The sequence below is a fragment of the Bacillus sp. sid0103 genome (assembly GCF_019219025.1).
Genome location: NZ_JAHUWN010000007.1, coordinates 137886 through 156133, shown reverse-complemented (window position 1 = coordinate 156133; position 18248 = coordinate 137886). Strand labels below are relative to the sequence as shown.

Below are 18248 nucleotides of genomic sequence, written 5' to 3'. Positions count from 1 at the left end.
AGATTGTAATATAAACAATTAAATTTCATAATAAATTTATTGGCAGGAGGGATAAATCATTTTTTGGTTTTTTAGAAACAAATCTTTATATTTTAAATTAATTTGTATATTTATTACGATTATCTTGCTTTCTATCGCTATTTCGACAGCCTTACCTGCTCATGAATATACAAATCAGATTGAACAACAGGCGAATGAGCATACCAAGAAGGCTATTAAGCAAGTGAAAAAAAATATAGAGTTACATATAAAGGAATTAGAGAATATTACGGAATATTTGAGCAGAAATGAAAATGTAAACGATTTCCTTCTTATACATAAGTCAGAGGTTGGTCTAGAATCCAAAATAAAAAAGCAGATGAAAATGTATACGGATACACATCCTCAGATTGCTGGGATTTTAATAGTCAATAAACAGGATTTATCAATAAGTAACGAAATGTCTAAAATGACAAGGGATTCTCTAACCAATGAGAGTTGGTATAAGCAAGCAGTGAATTCTCCCTTTATGATTCATTTGGAAAGTAGACCAATCGGAAGGAACCTCACCACTAATCCAAAGTACAGTGCAGATGATGTATTGTCAGTTACTAAAGCGATCATGAATGAAAAAACAGGAGAAGTTTTGGGGGTAATTCTGATTGATTGGAAGCTTGATGCAATTAATAGTGAAATCCGAAATATGGGGTTTGGTTCGCATGGATTTGTCTACGTTATAGATGAACAGTCTCGTATTGTGTATACCCCAGTTAATAGAATCGTATATCGTATAAAGGACTCTTGGTTCGATAATAGAAGGTCAGGAAGTTTTAATAAAAACATTCAGGATACCGATTATCAGGTGATGTATGACTATTCTGAATACACAAAATGGAAGATTGTTGGAGTATTCTCTATTAACGAAACTCTTGCTTTTATAAAGGATATGAGATGGACTGCGGGAATTATTGCAATGATTGTGTTGATTTTGGCTATTATTGCAGCTGCTTATTTCACATCGTCGATTACAAGACCCCTAAGTCAATTAAGCGCACTCATGAAAAAGGCAGCACAAGGAGACTTAGACAATAAATTTGAAAGTAAAAATGACGATGAGATTAAGAAGCTTGGAGACAGTTTTAATAGTATGATTGAATCTATTAAAAACCTCCTCAATCTTATTAATTTGATAGAAAAACGAAAGCGTGAGGCAGAGTTAAAAGTGCTTCAAGAGCAAATTAAGCCTCATTTTCTTTACAACACATTTGATACCCTTAAGTGGATGGCCCTGGAATATCAGGCAAAAGACATTATGGACGTGATTGATGCGTTGACAAAACTTTTTCGGATTGGGTTAAGTAAGGGAAAAGAAAGTATAAAGGTATCAGAAGAAATCGAGCACATAGAGAGTTATCTAATTATTCAGATGACTAGATATGAGGATAAGTTTGATTATGTTATCGAGGTGCAGGAGGAAGCGAGAGAACTTTTTGTTCTCAAACTTATTTTACAACCATTAGTAGAAAACTCGATTTATCATGCGATTAAAACCAAGAGAGGCCGAGGGAAAATTTTGATACAAGTAAAGATCATTGATAATAAGCTATATCTGAGTGTATCAGATGATGGAAGTGGGATGAATCCAGAGTTGGTCACTAAATTAAATCAACGTCTGCGAAAAACGGGCATGATTGGCGGTGCAGATTCGGAAGGATATGGCATGTTGAATGTAAATGAAAGAATTAAGCTCTCTTTTGGAAATGACTATGGGTTAAATGTTCAAAGCATAGAAAATAAAGGTACGACGGTAGAGATTTGGCATCCTATTGTACGAGAGGTGTTAAGCTGATAAGTTTTTCTTTCATTTTAATAGGAGGGATGAAAATGTTGAAATTACTTATTGCTGATGATGAACCTAAAATCATTAGAGGGTTGAAAAAATCGCTGAATTGGGATGAATGGAATATTCAAATAGTAGGAGAAGCTCAAGATGGGGAGACTGCATTTGAATTGGCGCTGGAGGTTAAGCCTGATATTCTTTTTTTGGATATTAATATGCCTTTTCTAAATGGATTGCAATTAATTGAAAAACTGAAAAAGAAACTACCTTCTTCAATTATTATTGTAATCAGTGGACATGATGAATTTTCTTATGCGCAGGAAGCCCTTCGATTAAATGTATTTGAATACTTACTAAAGCCAGTTAATTCTGATGATTTGAGAAGAACCGTTACCAAAGCAGTCAACCTTCTGGATGAATCCAGAAGAAGTAATCAATTCGTCCAATGGCTGAATGAACAATTGGACGAGAATGTGGATTTGGTTAGAAACAGCTTTTTGTGCAAGTGGGTAAAAGGGCAGTTAAATGATGAGGAAATTGTTAAGCAACTCCACTATTTTCGTTTAGATTGGGAAAAAGCTGGGATCTTTGTAATTAAACCTATGCGGTTAGCTGTGGAAGGTAATATGGGAGATTCTTGGGAAATGGACCTCTTGCTTTTTAGCATGCAAAATATTATCGATGAATTACTCGATGCTTATGAGTCACGTGTTGTCTTTCGGGATGATAGGAATCATATCGTAGCAATCATCCCGATGGAAGAAATAGAGCCAATGTATCTGTTAAGTGAACAAGTTGAAGAAGTTATCGAAAAGTTGACGGGTAAAAAAATAATGATAGCCAAAAAAGTGGTAGAGAAACCCCCAACTGAAATCCCGAATGTATATAGTAATTTCATCAAAGAGCTTAACGAACAATCTATGATTTTGCCAGTGGTTATATTGGCTAAGAGATATATTGAGAAATATTACTACAAACAAAATTTAACCCTCCAAGAGGTAGCTCAGGAAGTTAATGTTAGTCCGAGTTACTTAAGCCGGCTTTTGAAGGAAGAATTAGGTTCTACTTTTATCGATTACTTGACCCAAGTCAGGATTCAGTATGCAATTAAATTTATGGAAAACCCATCTTACAAAATTTATGAAGTTGCTGATAAAGTCGGATATAACACTCAGCATTATTTTAGTACAGCATTTAAAAAAGTAATGGGTGTATCTCCCTCTAATTATGTTAAGGAGGGAGGGCATTATTGAAAGCACGGTTTAGGATTAAGAAAATATATTGGATTACAATTTTAGTCTTTATGATCCTTGGAGGGTTTGGTTATCGAGCAGGGCATGCTTCTCACCAGGCGAATGAAGGGACAAAGTTTGTTATAGGTGTGTCTCAGGCGAATTTAACTGAACCTTGGCGAGTAGCGATGAATAATGAAATCAAAAATGAAGCAGATCGATACAAAGAATTGCAGGTGATTTATACCGATGCAGCTCACAGTATTGATAAACAGAAACAAGATATTAATAAATTGTTGGGTTTTGGGATTGACTTGTTGATTATTTCCACAAATGACTCGAAAAGTTTAACACCGATCATTGCTAAGGTACATAAAAAAATACCTGTTATTGTCTTAGGGCGAGCCATCGACGGATATGATTATACATTATTTATTGGTCCGGCCAATGAAGCGATTGGCAGAAACGCCGGGCATTTGGTTGCAGATCTGGTAGGAGATAAACAGGTAAATTTAGTGGAAATACAAGGCCTAGCTGAATCACCACCAGTGATGGAAAGAAGTATGGGATTCAATGAAAGTATCCAAAATCATCCCAACATTCACCAGGTTGATACGATAGTTGCAGATTGGAATCGAGATAAGGCGGAAGATCAGATATTGGAGAGGATAAAAAATCTCCCCCCAATTGATATCGTTTTCGCTCATAGTGATGCTATGGCTCTTGGAGCACACAGGGCATTTGAGAAGAAGGGGATCCAAGGAGTTAAAATTATTGGTGTAGATGGTCTAGAAGGTGAAAATGGCGGACTCGATTTGATCAGAAGGAACATTTTGACGGGAACGTTCGGCTATAGGACCGGTGGCAAAGAATCAATTCAGTATGCAATGGATCTATTACAAGGCAAATCGGGTATTCCCAAAAAGATTCTTTTGCGTGTGAATAAAATTACGAAAGATAATGTGGACCAATATGTACAAATAAAGCAGAATACATTAACTGTACCTAAACAACAAAAAAATCAGATTGAACTAGGATTTGTTCAAGTTGGAAAAGAGAGCAGTTGGCGAGCCGCCAATTCCAGCTCTATCAAAAAAGCCGCCCAAGACTTTGGAATTGAGCTTAAATTTAAAAATGCCAACCAAAGTATGGATAATCAAATTAAAGCTATTCGGAACTTTATTCGGGAAAGGGTAGATGTTATTGCGTTTTCTCCTGTTGTGCAAACGGGATATGAAGATGTTTTGAAAGAGGCAAAAATGGCAGGAATCCCTGTTATTCTGACGGACCGAGAATTGAGCCTAAAAGATGATTCTCTTTGGCTGACCTCAATTGGCTCTGATTTTCAAGAAGAGGGAAGAAGAGCTGCGAGATGGCTTTTAGGACAAACTAAAGGAGTAAGAAAGAATATTAATATTGTAGAATTGCAGGGGACACAGGGGTCTTCACCAGCTGTTTATCGGAAAAAGGGATTTGAAGAATTACTGAAAAATAATCCGAACTATCATGTCATCGCATCCCAATCAGCGGATTTTACGAAAGAAGCAGGTAGACGTGTCATGAAGGAATACTTGGAAAAGTATGGGGATAAGATTCAGGTCGTTTATGCCCATAATGATGACATGGCGCTGGGAGCGATTGAGGCAATTGAAGAGTATGGGAAAAGGCCTGGAAAAGACATTTTGATCATTTCAGTAGATGCTACAAAAGAGGCCTTTAATGCTCTATTTGCGGGTAAATTGAATTTGACGGTGGAGTGTAATCCAATGTTAGGGCCCGAATTAATGAAAGTGATAATGGATTATAAGGAAGGAAAAGAGATTCCGGTCAAAATCGTCACAGAGGAAGGGATTTTTAGTCAGGAGAACGCCAAACGGGATTTCATTAATCGGGCTTATTAATACTAGAACTAAGCTAGGAACAGGAACAAGGACTAAGAGGATCCAATTTTAAGCAAAAAGTACCAAAGAATACAAAAAAATTATAAATATTAACCGTTTTCTATAAATAAATAAGCTCTATTAAAACATCTAGTGAATAGACCTTGAAACCACGTTATAAGTGGTTTCAAGGTCTATTTTTCTTTTTTGTATACTTAGTTAAACTAGTAAGCAAAGTTTCAATCGATAAAATTTTGCTATAAAAATAATGTGATGTATTTTATAAAATATCGTAGATTTTTATAAAGAATGTCTACAACTGATTTGATATACTCTCTCATATGAAAGCGTTTAAATATTATTTTTTAAGGAGGTATTACACAACCCTATGAAAAAAGTAGTTTCGAAAATTATGTTATCAACACTACTATTATCATCCTTTTCAACTGCAGCCTATGCGGATAACCCTATCATTAAGGATAAGTTCACCGGAGATCCGGCTGCGCTCGTTCAGGGTGACAAGGTATATCTCTATGCAGGACACGATGAAGCGAGTGCGGGTGGAAATTTTTATTTTATGCCAGAATGGGTCATTTATTCTTCAACTGATATGGAGAATTGGAAACAAGAGGGAGCACTAAGCGTCAAGGATACCTTTTCATGGGCGAGGGAAGATGCCGCATGGGCGAGTCAAGTCATCGAGAGAGACGGTACATATTATTGGTATGTAGCCACTAATAATAAGGACGGTAGTGGATATTGTATTGGTGTAGCTACCTCCCAAAGTCCAACTGAAGGGTTTAAGGACGCACTTGGAAAGCCATTGATTACCAATCAAATGACGACCTCCAACATTTCATGGGATGATATTGATCCTACAGTATTGGTGGATGATGACGGACAGGGGTACCTATACTGGGGAAATTCGTATCCATACTATGCAAAGCTAAAACCGAACATGATCGAGCTAGACGGGGATATTCAAAAGGTTACCATCAATAACTTGAAAGGTGGTTTCACAGAAGCTCCGTGGATTCATAAACGGAATGGCAAATATTATTTATCATTTGCTCATAATTGGCCAGAAGGACTAGCTTACGCAATGAGTGAGAGCCCTACCGGTCCATGGGAATATAAGGGAATGCTGATGGATCCGTTCACCTCAGACCCTAATGATAAAAACAATAGTAATACTAGTCATCAATCCATTATTGATTTCAAAGGAAAGTCGTACATTATTTATCATACCGCTGCTTTGCCAACCGGAAGTTCATACAGACGCTCAGTCTCAATCGATCGATTATACTACAATCCTGACGGCACGATAAAAAAAGTTGTCCCTACTTCCACAGGCTTGGATGGTGAAGGACAAAAGCTGCAGTCGTATAGTTTCCTAGACCGCTATATTAGGCACTATAACAATGATGCACGGATTGATCCTTTAGACGTATTAAATATTTCAAATTTTGATGCCAGATGGCAGATAGTCCCTGGACTAGCGAATTCAGGGGAGGAGTATGTTTCCATTCAGTCTGTGAATAAGCCAGGATACTATTTAAGACATAGTAATAATGACCTCGCACTTATAAAAAATGACGGTACAGATTTATTCAAAGCTGATGCCACATTTAAAAAGGTGCCTGGTTTATCAGATCCAAACTGGGCCTCCTTTCAGTCATATAACTTCCCGAATTTATATATTAAGCAAAAGGATTACTTATTGAAATTAGAGCAAGTGAACACCGAAGGGGATAAAGAGAATGCAACTTTTAAGATGTCAGAAGCAAATGTAAAGGATGTCCAATTGAATATTGATAGCCTTACACTGCAACAAAATGATGAAAGCAGTTTGTCTGCTGTTGTATTACCAAGTAATGTACTTAATCAAAAAGTGACTTTTACATCCAGTGATCCTAATGTGGTATCCATTTCTAATCCAACTTATAATCCTGAAGATGGAAAGACAACCGTTACAATTGCTGCAAAATCTCCGGGTAAGGCTGATATTATTGCTACAACCGATGAAGGACAATTTACTGATTCGGCCACAATCACTGTAGAAAAACAGCAGCCTACAACTATAAAGGATTTAAAATTATCTGTGAATAATAGAAAAGTTGTAATTGAAGGCTATTTGACCCAGAAAAAAGGGACGGATGTAGCCGTTAGAGTTACAGCGCCAAATGGTAAATTGGATTATCTTGATCAAATTACCACGGAAGACGACGGTAAATTCAGTTATGTCTTTACACTTTCGAATCATGCAGCTGGTAAATATGATGTCAGTCTCGGTGCTGCAGACTTAAGTGAAATAGTGAATACCAGCTTCCAATATAAGCCCGGACTACAAAATCAATGAATATCTTGGAATACTTAACTAGGTATCTAAGCATTAGTTTAGGAGAAACAATCTAATAATCTAAAAAGTCAATCTTATGTAAGAATCATAAGGAGGGATTAAATATGAAGTTGAAAAAAACAATTCATTGTGCACTGGCAGTCACACTTTTGTCGGTTCCAACAACGGTTGTTCCTTCTTGGGCTGCAACATTAACTCCAGAAACAACAAGTGCTGTTCAACAGCCAACTGGAAGTGTTTCAGTAACAGAGGAAGGTCTCACATCTTGGTATAAATTTGATAAGTTAAGCGGGACATCCATAACTGATGCCTCTGGTCATGGCAAGGATGCCACCGTTATGAACGGGGCTTCCCTAACTACTGTGGACGGCAGGACCGGCATTGATCTTGATCATACGAAAAGCCAATATGTGCAACTGCCATCAGGTATTATGAGTACTCTGGATGATTTCACCATCTCCACATGGGTATATTTGGATTCAAAAACAGGAGATTGGACTCGAATTTTTGATTTCGGAACCGGAGCTAATGCAGGTAAAATCTTCCTTACAGAAAACTTGTATTTGGATGTAGTAGGACGAGTTGCAGACGCTACTCCGAGTGCTCCGAAGGTCGGTGAATGGACACATATCGCTATCAGCAAAAACGGAACAGCTTATACAATCTATGTTAATGGCAAGGTTGGTGCCACAGGAACTTCAACCAAGAAACCGTCCGATTTCGGGGAAACTGCCTATAACTATATCGGAAAATCGAATTGGCCCGATCCTTATTTAGACGGTAAAGTGAGTGATTTCCGCATCTATAATCGAGGATTGGGTGTTGAAGAAATCCAGCAGGTTGTCTCAGAATCTATGACCGACCAAGAAGCCGTTGAAAGGGTTGCGGGAACTCTGACTCTTGGTGATACTTCAAAAGTCATTCAAGATTTAAAATTACCTGTGACTGCTGACGGTGGGGTATCAATTTCTTGGAAAACTGACTCTCTCTCCGTAATTTCCAATACAGGTGTAGTGACAAGACCTGCAAAAGACCAGAAGGATGCAAGTGTTACCTTGACAGCGACAATTAGCCGGAATGGTTATTCAGAAACGAAAAACTTTAACGTCACTGTGCTGGCTGACAGTATTGTTTCGATTGAAGACGTGAATCTGAGAACAATGGTAGATTTCCCACCAAAGCTTCCTAAGAAGGTAACTGTACACCATTACGATGGTCATACCGAGCAACTTGATGTAGAGTGGAACCCTATTTCAAATGATGATTTCTCACAAACTGGGAAGCTTGAAGTCAAGGGATCAGTTTATGGTACCAAAATCCAGCCTGTTGCCAATATAAGTGTTACTAAGATTGCTAAAGTTGACGAGGTGAACGTTAAGACAAAAAAGGGCACCGCGCCACAGCTTCCATCTACTGTAGATGTAAATTATAGTGACGGATCTACTGGAACACTTAATGTGGATTGGGCAGAAGTGAACAAACAAGCTTATACCAAAACCGGAACCTTTACCGTTAAAGGGGAGGCGACAACCTATGAATATACTGACCCATTGATTGAGCAAAGAGCAGACCCTCACATATTTAAACATACTGATGGCTATTATTATTTCACAGCATCGGTTCCTGAATATAACCGCATTGTATTGCGGAGAGCAAAAACTCTTCAGGGCCTTGCCACAGCAGAGGAAAAAGTAATTTGGACCAAACACGCTACAGGGGATATGGGAGCGCATATTTGGGCCCCAGAAATCCATTTTATCGATGGAAAATGGTACATTTACTTTGCAGCGGGAGCAGCGGAAGATATTTGGAAAATCCGTCCATATGTTCTCGAGTGCGGAGATGCGAACCCAATTACAGGAACATGGACAGAAAAAGGCATGATGCAAAAACCAGCAGGCAGTACAGCCTTCACCAATTTTTCCTTAGATTCCACCACATTTGAGAACAATGGCAAACGTTATTTCGCCTGGGCACAGAAGGATGGCGGAAATTCGAATCTTTATATCGCGGAAATGAGTAATCCATGGACGATTACTGGGAAACCGGTTATGATTTCCACCCCTGATTACGCTTGGGAAAGACAGGGATATTGGGTCAATGAGGCACCGAGTGTATTAAAGCGAAACGGAAAAATATTCATGGCTTATTCGGCTAGTGCTACTGATGCTAACTATTGCCTGGGGTTATTGACCGCTTCGGATACAAGTGATTTATTGGATCCTAAATCATGGAAGAAATCGCCAGAACCAGTGTTGAAAAGCGATGAAACAACAGGCCTTTACGGACCGGGACATAATTCCTTTACGGTAGCGGAAGATGGGAAGACGGATATTCTCGTTTATCATGCCCGTTCCTACAAGGATATTCAAGGTGATCCCTTGTATGATCCAAACCGGCATACTAGAGTGAAGAGACTAACGTGGAATGCAGATGGAACACCGAATTTCTCAAGTGTTCCAGTGAATGGGGCCGTACCGGGACCTGCCATTTCGGTAACAGCAAATGTTACGGTCGAAGACAATGCGGAATTTTCGGTCGTCACTGATTTTAGTTCAGCACAACTTCAACCGAAGGAAAAGCTAACTGCTAAAGTTCAGGTTACGAGCCAGAAGAGCACTGCTAAGTCTATTTTAGTGACGATGGCTCTCTACGACGGTGAAAATAGACTGGTAGATACACAATCTCAGACCCAAAACCTAGAAGCTGGTTCTAAGTCATCTTTCTCTTTGAGTATGAAGATGCCGACCAAAGTGGACGGTCACAAAGTGAAGGTATTTGTGTGGGAAGGCGAAGATATTGAATCCTCTTCATTAAAGCCTGTATCGGCAACGAAAGTTTTGGAATAACGCAATCATTGTAGGTAAGGATGAGGCCGCGCATTCACTTGTGACGAAACTCCAATCAGCAAAGGATAGATTGTAATCTAAAAATTTATTAGTAAAAATTATAATGCCAAATCAGCCAAGTGCTTTATTAAAAAAGCCTTGGCTTCTTTCCATATATCCTCTCCCAGTGCGATCACATATGATAAGAATCCAAATTACCTTTCAACAATATGAGTCATCAAAAATAGCGAATTATTATAAACAATCCATGTTTTTTGTAAATACAGTTTTTTCTTTTTTATTTAAAATTATCCAAAAGAGAAAGGAGTGTTAGCGACCCTAAAAAGAGTCGATAGAAAACTGATAATAATCAATAGTTTTCGGTGAATTAGTAAAGGAGGAAAAAGCGCAGATGAAGGATAAGCGGTATATATCATTATTTTTATCTTTATTGATGGTATTCTCATTAATCCCAAAGCCATTAATACAAGCGGAGGAGATTGGAAGTACAGAAAATCGCTTAATAGCACACTATGATATGTCGAGAGCAAATGGTAAGCTGACTGATGTTACGGACAATGGATTTGACGCAGAATATGTTGGCTTTCAAGATGGAGATTTCTTAGCAGAACAAAGTGGCACCATCCTTAACTTTACGGGAGATAAGTCCAAATATGTAAAATTACCAGCAGGACTTATTAATGATGAAACATTTACAATTGAAACAAAATTTAGCACATCAACAAGTGCAAACCATTGGCTTTACACACTTGGGACAAAGGAAGGCGCTTGGCCGAATGTTAAAAATTATATCTTTTTAAATCCAAAACAAGGAAATGGAACTCTCCGTTTTGGGATTAAAGATTCTAGCACGGAACTTCTTTTCCAAAATGCGACCATAAAATCTGGTCAATACAATACGTTTACCGCAACTTTTAAAGAAGGGGAAATCACCCTTTATCTTAACGGAGAATTAGTAGGGACACTTCCTCATACCTATTCGGTAATGGATATTCTGAAACAAGGTGTAGATCCTGCAACAAGTTCTATCGGATTTATTGGAAAATCGTTGTATACACCAGATGCCGCATTTACTGGAAAATTAGCTGATTTCAAGGTATATAACTATACATTAACTGCGCAAGAGGTCAAACAAAATGCAACATTGACAGATGATGGCGTTGTTAATTTAGCGAAAGCCAACTTGATAATCCCCAATCCAGATGATATTCGTGGAAACCTTACTTTACCTGAAAGAAGTGAGGAAGGGGCAGCGATTACCTGGGAAACAGACAGTCCAAATGTTGTCAATGTAAATAAGGGAGTAAATGAAAATTATGACGATATTCCTGCAGGGGTCGTAACAAGACAGAATATTGATACAAAAGTAACATTAACAGCCACGATCACTTATGGAAAAGCAAGAGTTACAAAGCAAATTCCGCTTACAGTTAAGGCAAAACCGGCAAAAAAGAATTTCACATCTTATTTATTTGCCCACTTTACAGGTGAAAGTGCAAATGGAGAACAGATGTATTTTGCTAGCAGTAAAGATGGCTTGCACTGGAAAGACTTAAATGCTGGTGAACCAGTATTAACTTCTGATATAGGTGAAAAGGGTGTACGTGACCCGTCTATCATCCGTTCAGCTGAGGGTGATAAATTCTATATCCTAGCAACAGATTTAAGAATTGCCAGCGGAAAAGGCTGGGGTGCTGCACAAACGGCTGGTAGTAGATCGCTGATAATTTGGGAGTCTACTGATTTAGTAAATTGGTCTAAACCTAGAATGGTAGATGTAGCCCCGCCGAATGCCGGCGATGCATGGGCACCGGAAGCTTTTTATGACGAAAAGACAGGGGAGTACGTAGTATTTTGGGCTTCAACTGTGAAGAATGATCAAGGTGTATTTGAACCACATAACATTTATTATGCAAAGACTAGGGATTTTTATACGTTCACAGAACCAAAAATGTTAATTGATCGCCCAGGTAGTCAGCATATTATTGATACAACCATTATTAAAGATGGGAACATGTATTACCGTTATTCAGGTGATGGTCAGATAACAATTGAAAAAAGTGATCAATTATTAGGGACATGGTCAAATCTTGGAACCATTCAATCTTCTACAGGATTAACAGGATCTGACGTAGAAGGGCCATTAATTTTTAAATTCAATGATAGAAATTCATGGAATTTAATGGTCGATCAGTATGCAACTGGAAAAGGTTATCTTCCATTAATAACAACTGATTTGGGAAGCGGTCAGTTCACTAAATTAACAGATGCAGACTATTCTTTGGATTCTAACCGTAAGAGACATGGATCAGTACTCAATCTTACACAAGAAGAGTACAATGCTGTAATGGCCAAATGGGATAAGGTGGTTAATGTGCCTGATGAAGAAGAACAAGAACAGCCAATTCTTGAGTATAACTTTGATGCAGCCACTACAGACAGGACGATCCAGGATAATTCGGGAAATAACCATACAGGTACCTTGAATGGAAATGCAACTTATGTGACAGATACCGAAAAGGAATCGAAGGTGTTATATCTAGATGGAACAACTAATACATTTGCCGCCTTCCCGACAGGTTTCTTTGACGGAAGGAATACTGTTACTGTCTCCATGGATATTAAACCGGAAACGGTATCAGGAAACTTCTTTACCTTTGCCATAGGAAAGAATGACCAAAAATATATGTTCTTAAGAACACGCGATACGGAAATAAGAAATGCGATTACGACTACTAGCTGGTCAGCAGAACAGGAGGTCAAAGCAAATACAGCTTCTATTAAGAGCAAGTGGATGAATATCAAACTTGTGATCACACCTACAAGTATGGCGATGTATAAGGACGGGATACTTGTAGCTGAAAATAAAAATGTATCATTGTCTATGACTGATTTAGGGGCAGATTTATCAGCATTCATAGGTAAATCCTTTTACTCAGGTGATCAATACTTCAAAGGTTATTTCGACAACGTAAAAGTTTATAATCGTGCACTCTCAGAAGCTGAAATTCTAGAAACGTCTATTCAATCTACAGGGATTGGCAATATTGTAGTACCTGGTCAAAAAGGTCAAGCTGAAATAGATACTAAATCGCACAGAATTACGGTTCCTATTAAAGAAGGACAAGGTTTGGATATAACTAATTTGACTCCAACGATAACTATTTTACCTGGATCTACTGTAAGTCCAGCGTCAGGTGAACCACAGGATTTTACTAATCCTATTACCTATACCGTGACGGACAAGGATGGAAATAAGCAGGAATGGATTGTGAGTTTAAAAGTTTATCCATCAGGTACATTGCCAGGACTTTATGCAGATCCACAGATTGCTGTTTTTGGTGATACTTATTATATTTATCCAACCACAGACGGGTTCCCAGGCTGGTCAGGTTCTCAATTTAAAGCATTCTCCTCAAAGGATTTAATAAATTGGAAAGACGAGGGTGTAATCTTAGATTTAGCAACTGACGATGTTACATGGGCAGATAAACGCGCTTGGGCACCGGCAATAGCAGAAAAGAATGGTAAATATTATTACTATTTCTGTGCAGACGCCAACATTGGTGTAGCAACAGCACCCACACCAACAGGACCATTTAAAGATGCTTTAGGCAAACCATTAGTGCCAAGTGGAAAATATTCCGGACAAGCCATTGATCCATACGTATTTACAGATGATGATGGCCAATCTTACTTTTATTGGGGTAATGGAGATCTCTATGGTGCAAAGCTAAATGATGATATGGTTTCTTTTGCAAGTACTCCAGTCAAAATGACCCCGCCTAATTTTAGAGAGGGATCTGTTGTATTTAAAAGAAACGGTATTTATTACTTAATGTGGTCAGAAGATGATACAGGTAGTGAGAATTATCAGGTTGCTTATGCAACAGGGACATCTCCAATGGGACCATGGACAAAGAAAGGTGTCATTCTGAGTAAAGATTTAAGCCTTGGAATAAAAGGGCCAGGTCATAACTCTATATTAAATATACCAAACACGGATGAATTTTATATTGTTTATGCCCGCCATGCCATTCCTGATGGCAACGGATTTAACCGTGAAGTGGTAATTGATAAGATGGAATTTAACCCAGATGGTACTATAAAACCTGTAAAACCAACCTTAACAGGTATAACTGAACCAGTATATGTAGATATAGATACAGAAGGACCTGTAGGGAAGTTTACGATAAATTCTGGTGCGGAATTTACAAAAGATCCGAATATTACACTATCACTTGAAGCAACCGATAAACTAAGTGGAGTGAACCAGGTTCGTTTTTCCACTAATGCAAAGGACTGGACAGAATGGGAAGAGTATAAGCCAACAACAGAATTTACCCTGCCTTCAGGAGATGGGGAGAAGACTGTTTATGTTGAATTTATCGACCACGCTGGAAATGTCAGTGAAACGTATAAACAAAAGATAACCCTTGATACGACCGCTCCAGTGATTCAATTTATTGGACTTCAGGATACTTATTCAGTCGATTCGCTTATTAATATAACTTGCAACGCTATCGATGATTTATCTGGTATTGCTTCTAAAGAATGCCCAAGTGTTGAAGGACCAGCCTATACCTTTGAGTTAGGGGCTCATAAAATCACTGCCTCAGCCACTGATAAAGCAGGAAACACCGCCAAAGTCGAAATCGAATTTACAGTGACTGTGGATTTTGATAGTTTAAGCCGATTGACTCAATTATTTGTAAGTAAGGATGGGGTGTCGCATTCACTTGTGGCAAAACTCCAGTCAGCGAAGGATGCAGCAGCTAAAGGCAACAAACAGGCCGTTGACGGTAAACTGAAGGCATATGAAAATGAGCTTTCTGCCCAAGTTGGGAAATCTATTTCTGAAAAACAGGCAAATATTTTGATTACTTTTTCGGAAAATCTCTATTTAAAATAAGCTAATATCAATAATAGGTAGTAATCTAAAAATATATTAGTAAAAATAGAAATGCAAAATAGCCAAGTGCTTTTTTAAAAAGCCTTGGCTTCTTCGCATGTATCCTCTCCCAGTGCGATCATAGATGATAATATTCCAATTTACCGTTCAACGGTATGCTTCATCAAAAAATAGCAAATTATTATAAACAATACTCGATTTTTATAAATACATTTATTGTTTTTTTCTTTAAAATTGTTCAAAGAGAAAAGAGTGCTATAGTCCTCTAAAACAAAGTGAGGACAGTTCGAAGTGTAGGTACAGTGAATTTTTATTGTAATCGCTTACTCTATGAACTTTGGAAGGGGGTTCATAAGTGAAAAAACTATTACTAATTTATGTCTTTCTATTAATCTCCTACTTTCTTTATATGTATGACTATCATTTTAATGAGTCGCACTTATCCCATATAGAGAAAATTCAAAGAGAAAGCCAAGAGGGTATTAGTGAGAAGTACGTAATGGTTACTTTCCAGTCAGGAATTGACTATTGGAAAAGTTCTTTAAAAGGGTTTGAGGATGCAGCTCAGAAGTTGAATGTATCAGTTGAGTACCGGGGAGCAACGCAGCATGATATACATGAACAAATTACTGTGTTGGAACAGGTAATAGCCAAAAAGCCAGCGGGTATTGCGATTTCTGCTATCGACCCTGACGCATTATCTAACACTTTTGAAAAAGCAAAGGATGCGGGTATTCCTATTGTTTTATTTGACTCAGGTGCTCCCTCGGACAACGTGTCTTCTTTTTTGGGCACTGATAATTATAAAGCTGGCATAACGGCAGCTCATAAGTTAGTTGAATTAATGGGTGGTACAGGAAAAGTGGCTGTTATAACATCACCAAATCAATTAAATCATCAGGAAAGAACAAAGGGATTTTTAGACACAGTTAAGAAAACTGCAGGAATAAAGGTGATAGCAGTAAAAGATGGAAAGGGAGATCAGTTTGTTTCAAGTAAGGTCGCCATGGACCTCTTAAAGAAGCATCCGGATTTGAAGGGCATTTTTGCTACAGAAGCCAATGGAGGGGTTGGGGTCGGTGAAGCCGTTGGTCTTCTAAAAAGAAATCAAAAAGTGAAAATTGTAAGTTTTGATACAGATAAACCAACTCTGGATTTGATAAAAGACGGTACTATATCTGCAACCTTGGCTCAAGGTACTTGGAGGATGGGTTTTTGGTCTTTGCTGTTTTTATTTGATCTCCAACATAAAAATTTTCCAATAATAAAACGTGAATTTTCAGATCAACCTCAAATGACATCATCTGTAGATACAGGGATTTCTATTGTTACTAAAGAAAATGTAGAAAATTACTATGCAAAGTGAGCCACCAAGAATATGAGAGATTTGAAGAAATTGGACAAAAATAAACTTTTTATAATAAACAATCTTCCAATACGATTTAAGTTAATTATTCTATTGATGTTAATCAGTATTCTGCCTTCCATTGGTCTTGGGGTTCTTACAGGATGGACTGTAGACCACATTATAGAGAGACAAGTGAATCAAAATACACTTCAGTTAATTGGTCAGGTCAATAAAACACTGGATTTCTACGCCGGTAACATGCAAAACATGAGTTATTTGATAGCTTTTAACCCGGAAATTAAGCAATTTTTGTACGAGAAAAAAAGTCAGCAAGGCAAACGGTTAAATGATGATTATCAGATACAAACATTTCTGCAAGGGCTTACAACATTGTATCCAGAAGCAGCAGGCATTCTTGTGGTAAACAGCAATGGTCAGTACATCAGTAACGACATGTATACCCGCTCAAAGAAAAGCCTGACGGAAGAATCGTGGTACCAAGCTGCTGTAGAAAGTGAAGGGATTTTCAAAATCTTAGGGCACCCCTCTAACAGAAACATAACTAGCCATGTACATTACAAGGATGACGAGGTTGTGTCAGTGGTACGAGCCATTTTAGACCCTGATACCCAGCAAGTAAAGGGTGTTATATTAATTGATATGAAACTGAGAGTGATATCGGAAGCAACAAAAGATGTTCGCTTAGGGAAAAGCGGTTATTTAATGGTGATTGACGATAAAGGCGAAAATATCTACTCGCCATCCGAGCCCTTTCTAAACAAGATTCCGATTGATTGGTTCCATTCAAATGAAGCCGGTAATTACTCTAAACAAGTCAAAGGCAATAAGCTTCAATTCATTTACAGAAAGTCTCCTTTTACCGGTTGGACGACTGTCGGTGTATTTTCTACAAAAGAATCAGTATTCGAGGTAAGGGAAATTCATTTTTATGTGATTAGTTTCGTCTTCTTCGTGTGTTTGTTTGGCCTTGGGGCTTCCTATTATTTATCCTATTCTATGTCAAGACCCATCAGGCAACTCATGTCGTTTATGCGAAAAGCGGAGTTAGGAGATTTTTCTGTCCGTTACAAAGGAGAACGAATGGATGAAATAGGGTTACTTGGACGCAGCTTTAATACGATGCTTGTTCAAATTAACAAACTTATTACACTAAATGAACAGCAAGAGCGTCAAAAACGTGAAGCTGAACTACGAAGTCTACAGGCTCATATTAAACCTCATTTCCTTTACAATACATTAGACACAATTCATTGGTTGGCTCGTAAAAAAGGTGCTAAAGATGTTGCTGAATTGGTAGAGTCGTTATCAAGGCTTTTCCGTATTGGGTTAAGTAAAGGTAACGATATAATTCCTCTAAAAGAAGAAATGGAACATATAAGTAGTTATTTAAAGATCCAAAAAGCTAGATATCAAGAAAAATTACATTACACATTGGATATTGCTTCAAATGTCGAAAGGATAAATGTATTAAAACTTGTATTACAGCCGATAGTAGAAAACGCTATATATCATGGAATCAAAGAGAGGCGAGGGCCTGGTCATATTATTGTAAAAGCAGAAGAACATGACGGAATTATAGTTTTTCATGTTAAAGATGATGGGAAGGGAATTCCCAATGAAAAGCTGGAAGCTCTTAGAAATAAATTGGGAACGTTAATCACTCAATCTCAACCCTATAAAGGAAGTGAAAATTTCGGGTACGGAATGATTAATGTACAAGCCAGAATTAAACTGACTTTTGGTGATGCATACGGTATATCAATTGATAGTGAAATTGGTAAGGGTACAACAGTGAAGGTTGTGCTTCCTGCCATTAAAGAAAAATGAA

General features: G+C 37.9%; 8 protein-coding genes. All 8 read left to right on the top strand.

Annotated features, from left to right (window positions below):
* Positions 1-124 precede the first annotated feature (124 nt).
* The 8 genes from KW850_RS10090 (at position 125) to KW850_RS10055 (ending at position 18247) form a co-directional block, all read left to right on the top strand.
* A complete protein-coding gene (locus KW850_RS10090) occupies positions 125-1828 on the top strand; it encodes a sensor histidine kinase (protein WP_218347433.1) in 1704 nt (567 codons plus the stop codon).
* Between the two features lie 35 nt (positions 1829-1863).
* Entirely contained in the window at positions 1864-3072 is a 1209-nt protein-coding gene (locus KW850_RS10085) for a response regulator transcription factor (protein ID WP_218347432.1), read from the top strand.
* Positions 3069-4952 carry a substrate-binding domain-containing protein gene (locus KW850_RS33315; RefSeq protein ID WP_256358181.1) on the top strand — a complete coding sequence of 628 codons (1884 nt, stop codon included), beginning with the start codon at positions 3069-3071 and terminating at the stop codon, positions 4950-4952. Before KW850_RS10085 ends, KW850_RS33315 begins: the two co-directional genes overlap by 4 nt.
* Positions 4953-5319: 367 nt before the next feature.
* The gene (locus KW850_RS10075) at positions 5320-7290 is read left to right on the top strand and encodes a family 43 glycosylhydrolase (RefSeq protein WP_218347431.1); all 1971 of its coding nucleotides are present in this window, start codon (positions 5320-5322) and stop codon (positions 7288-7290) included.
* 104 nt (positions 7291-7394) lie between these two features.
* A complete protein-coding gene (locus KW850_RS34030) occupies positions 7395-10139 on the top strand; it encodes a family 43 glycosylhydrolase (protein ID WP_308128776.1) in 2745 nt (914 codons plus the stop codon).
* Between the two features lie 391 nt (positions 10140-10530).
* Positions 10531-15051, top strand: coding sequence for a family 43 glycosylhydrolase (locus KW850_RS10065; RefSeq protein ID WP_218347430.1), 4521 nt, complete (start codon positions 10531-10533; stop codon positions 15049-15051).
* 355 nt (positions 15052-15406) lie between these two features.
* Positions 15407-16417, top strand: coding sequence for a substrate-binding domain-containing protein (locus KW850_RS10060; protein ID WP_218347429.1), 1011 nt, complete (start codon positions 15407-15409; stop codon positions 16415-16417).
* A gap of 12 nt (positions 16418-16429) precedes the next feature.
* Positions 16430-18247: a cache domain-containing sensor histidine kinase gene (locus KW850_RS10055; RefSeq protein WP_218347428.1), complete on the top strand. Its 1818-nt coding sequence runs from the start codon at positions 16430-16432 to the stop codon at positions 18245-18247.
* The last annotated feature ends 1 nt before the right edge of the window (position 18248 follow it).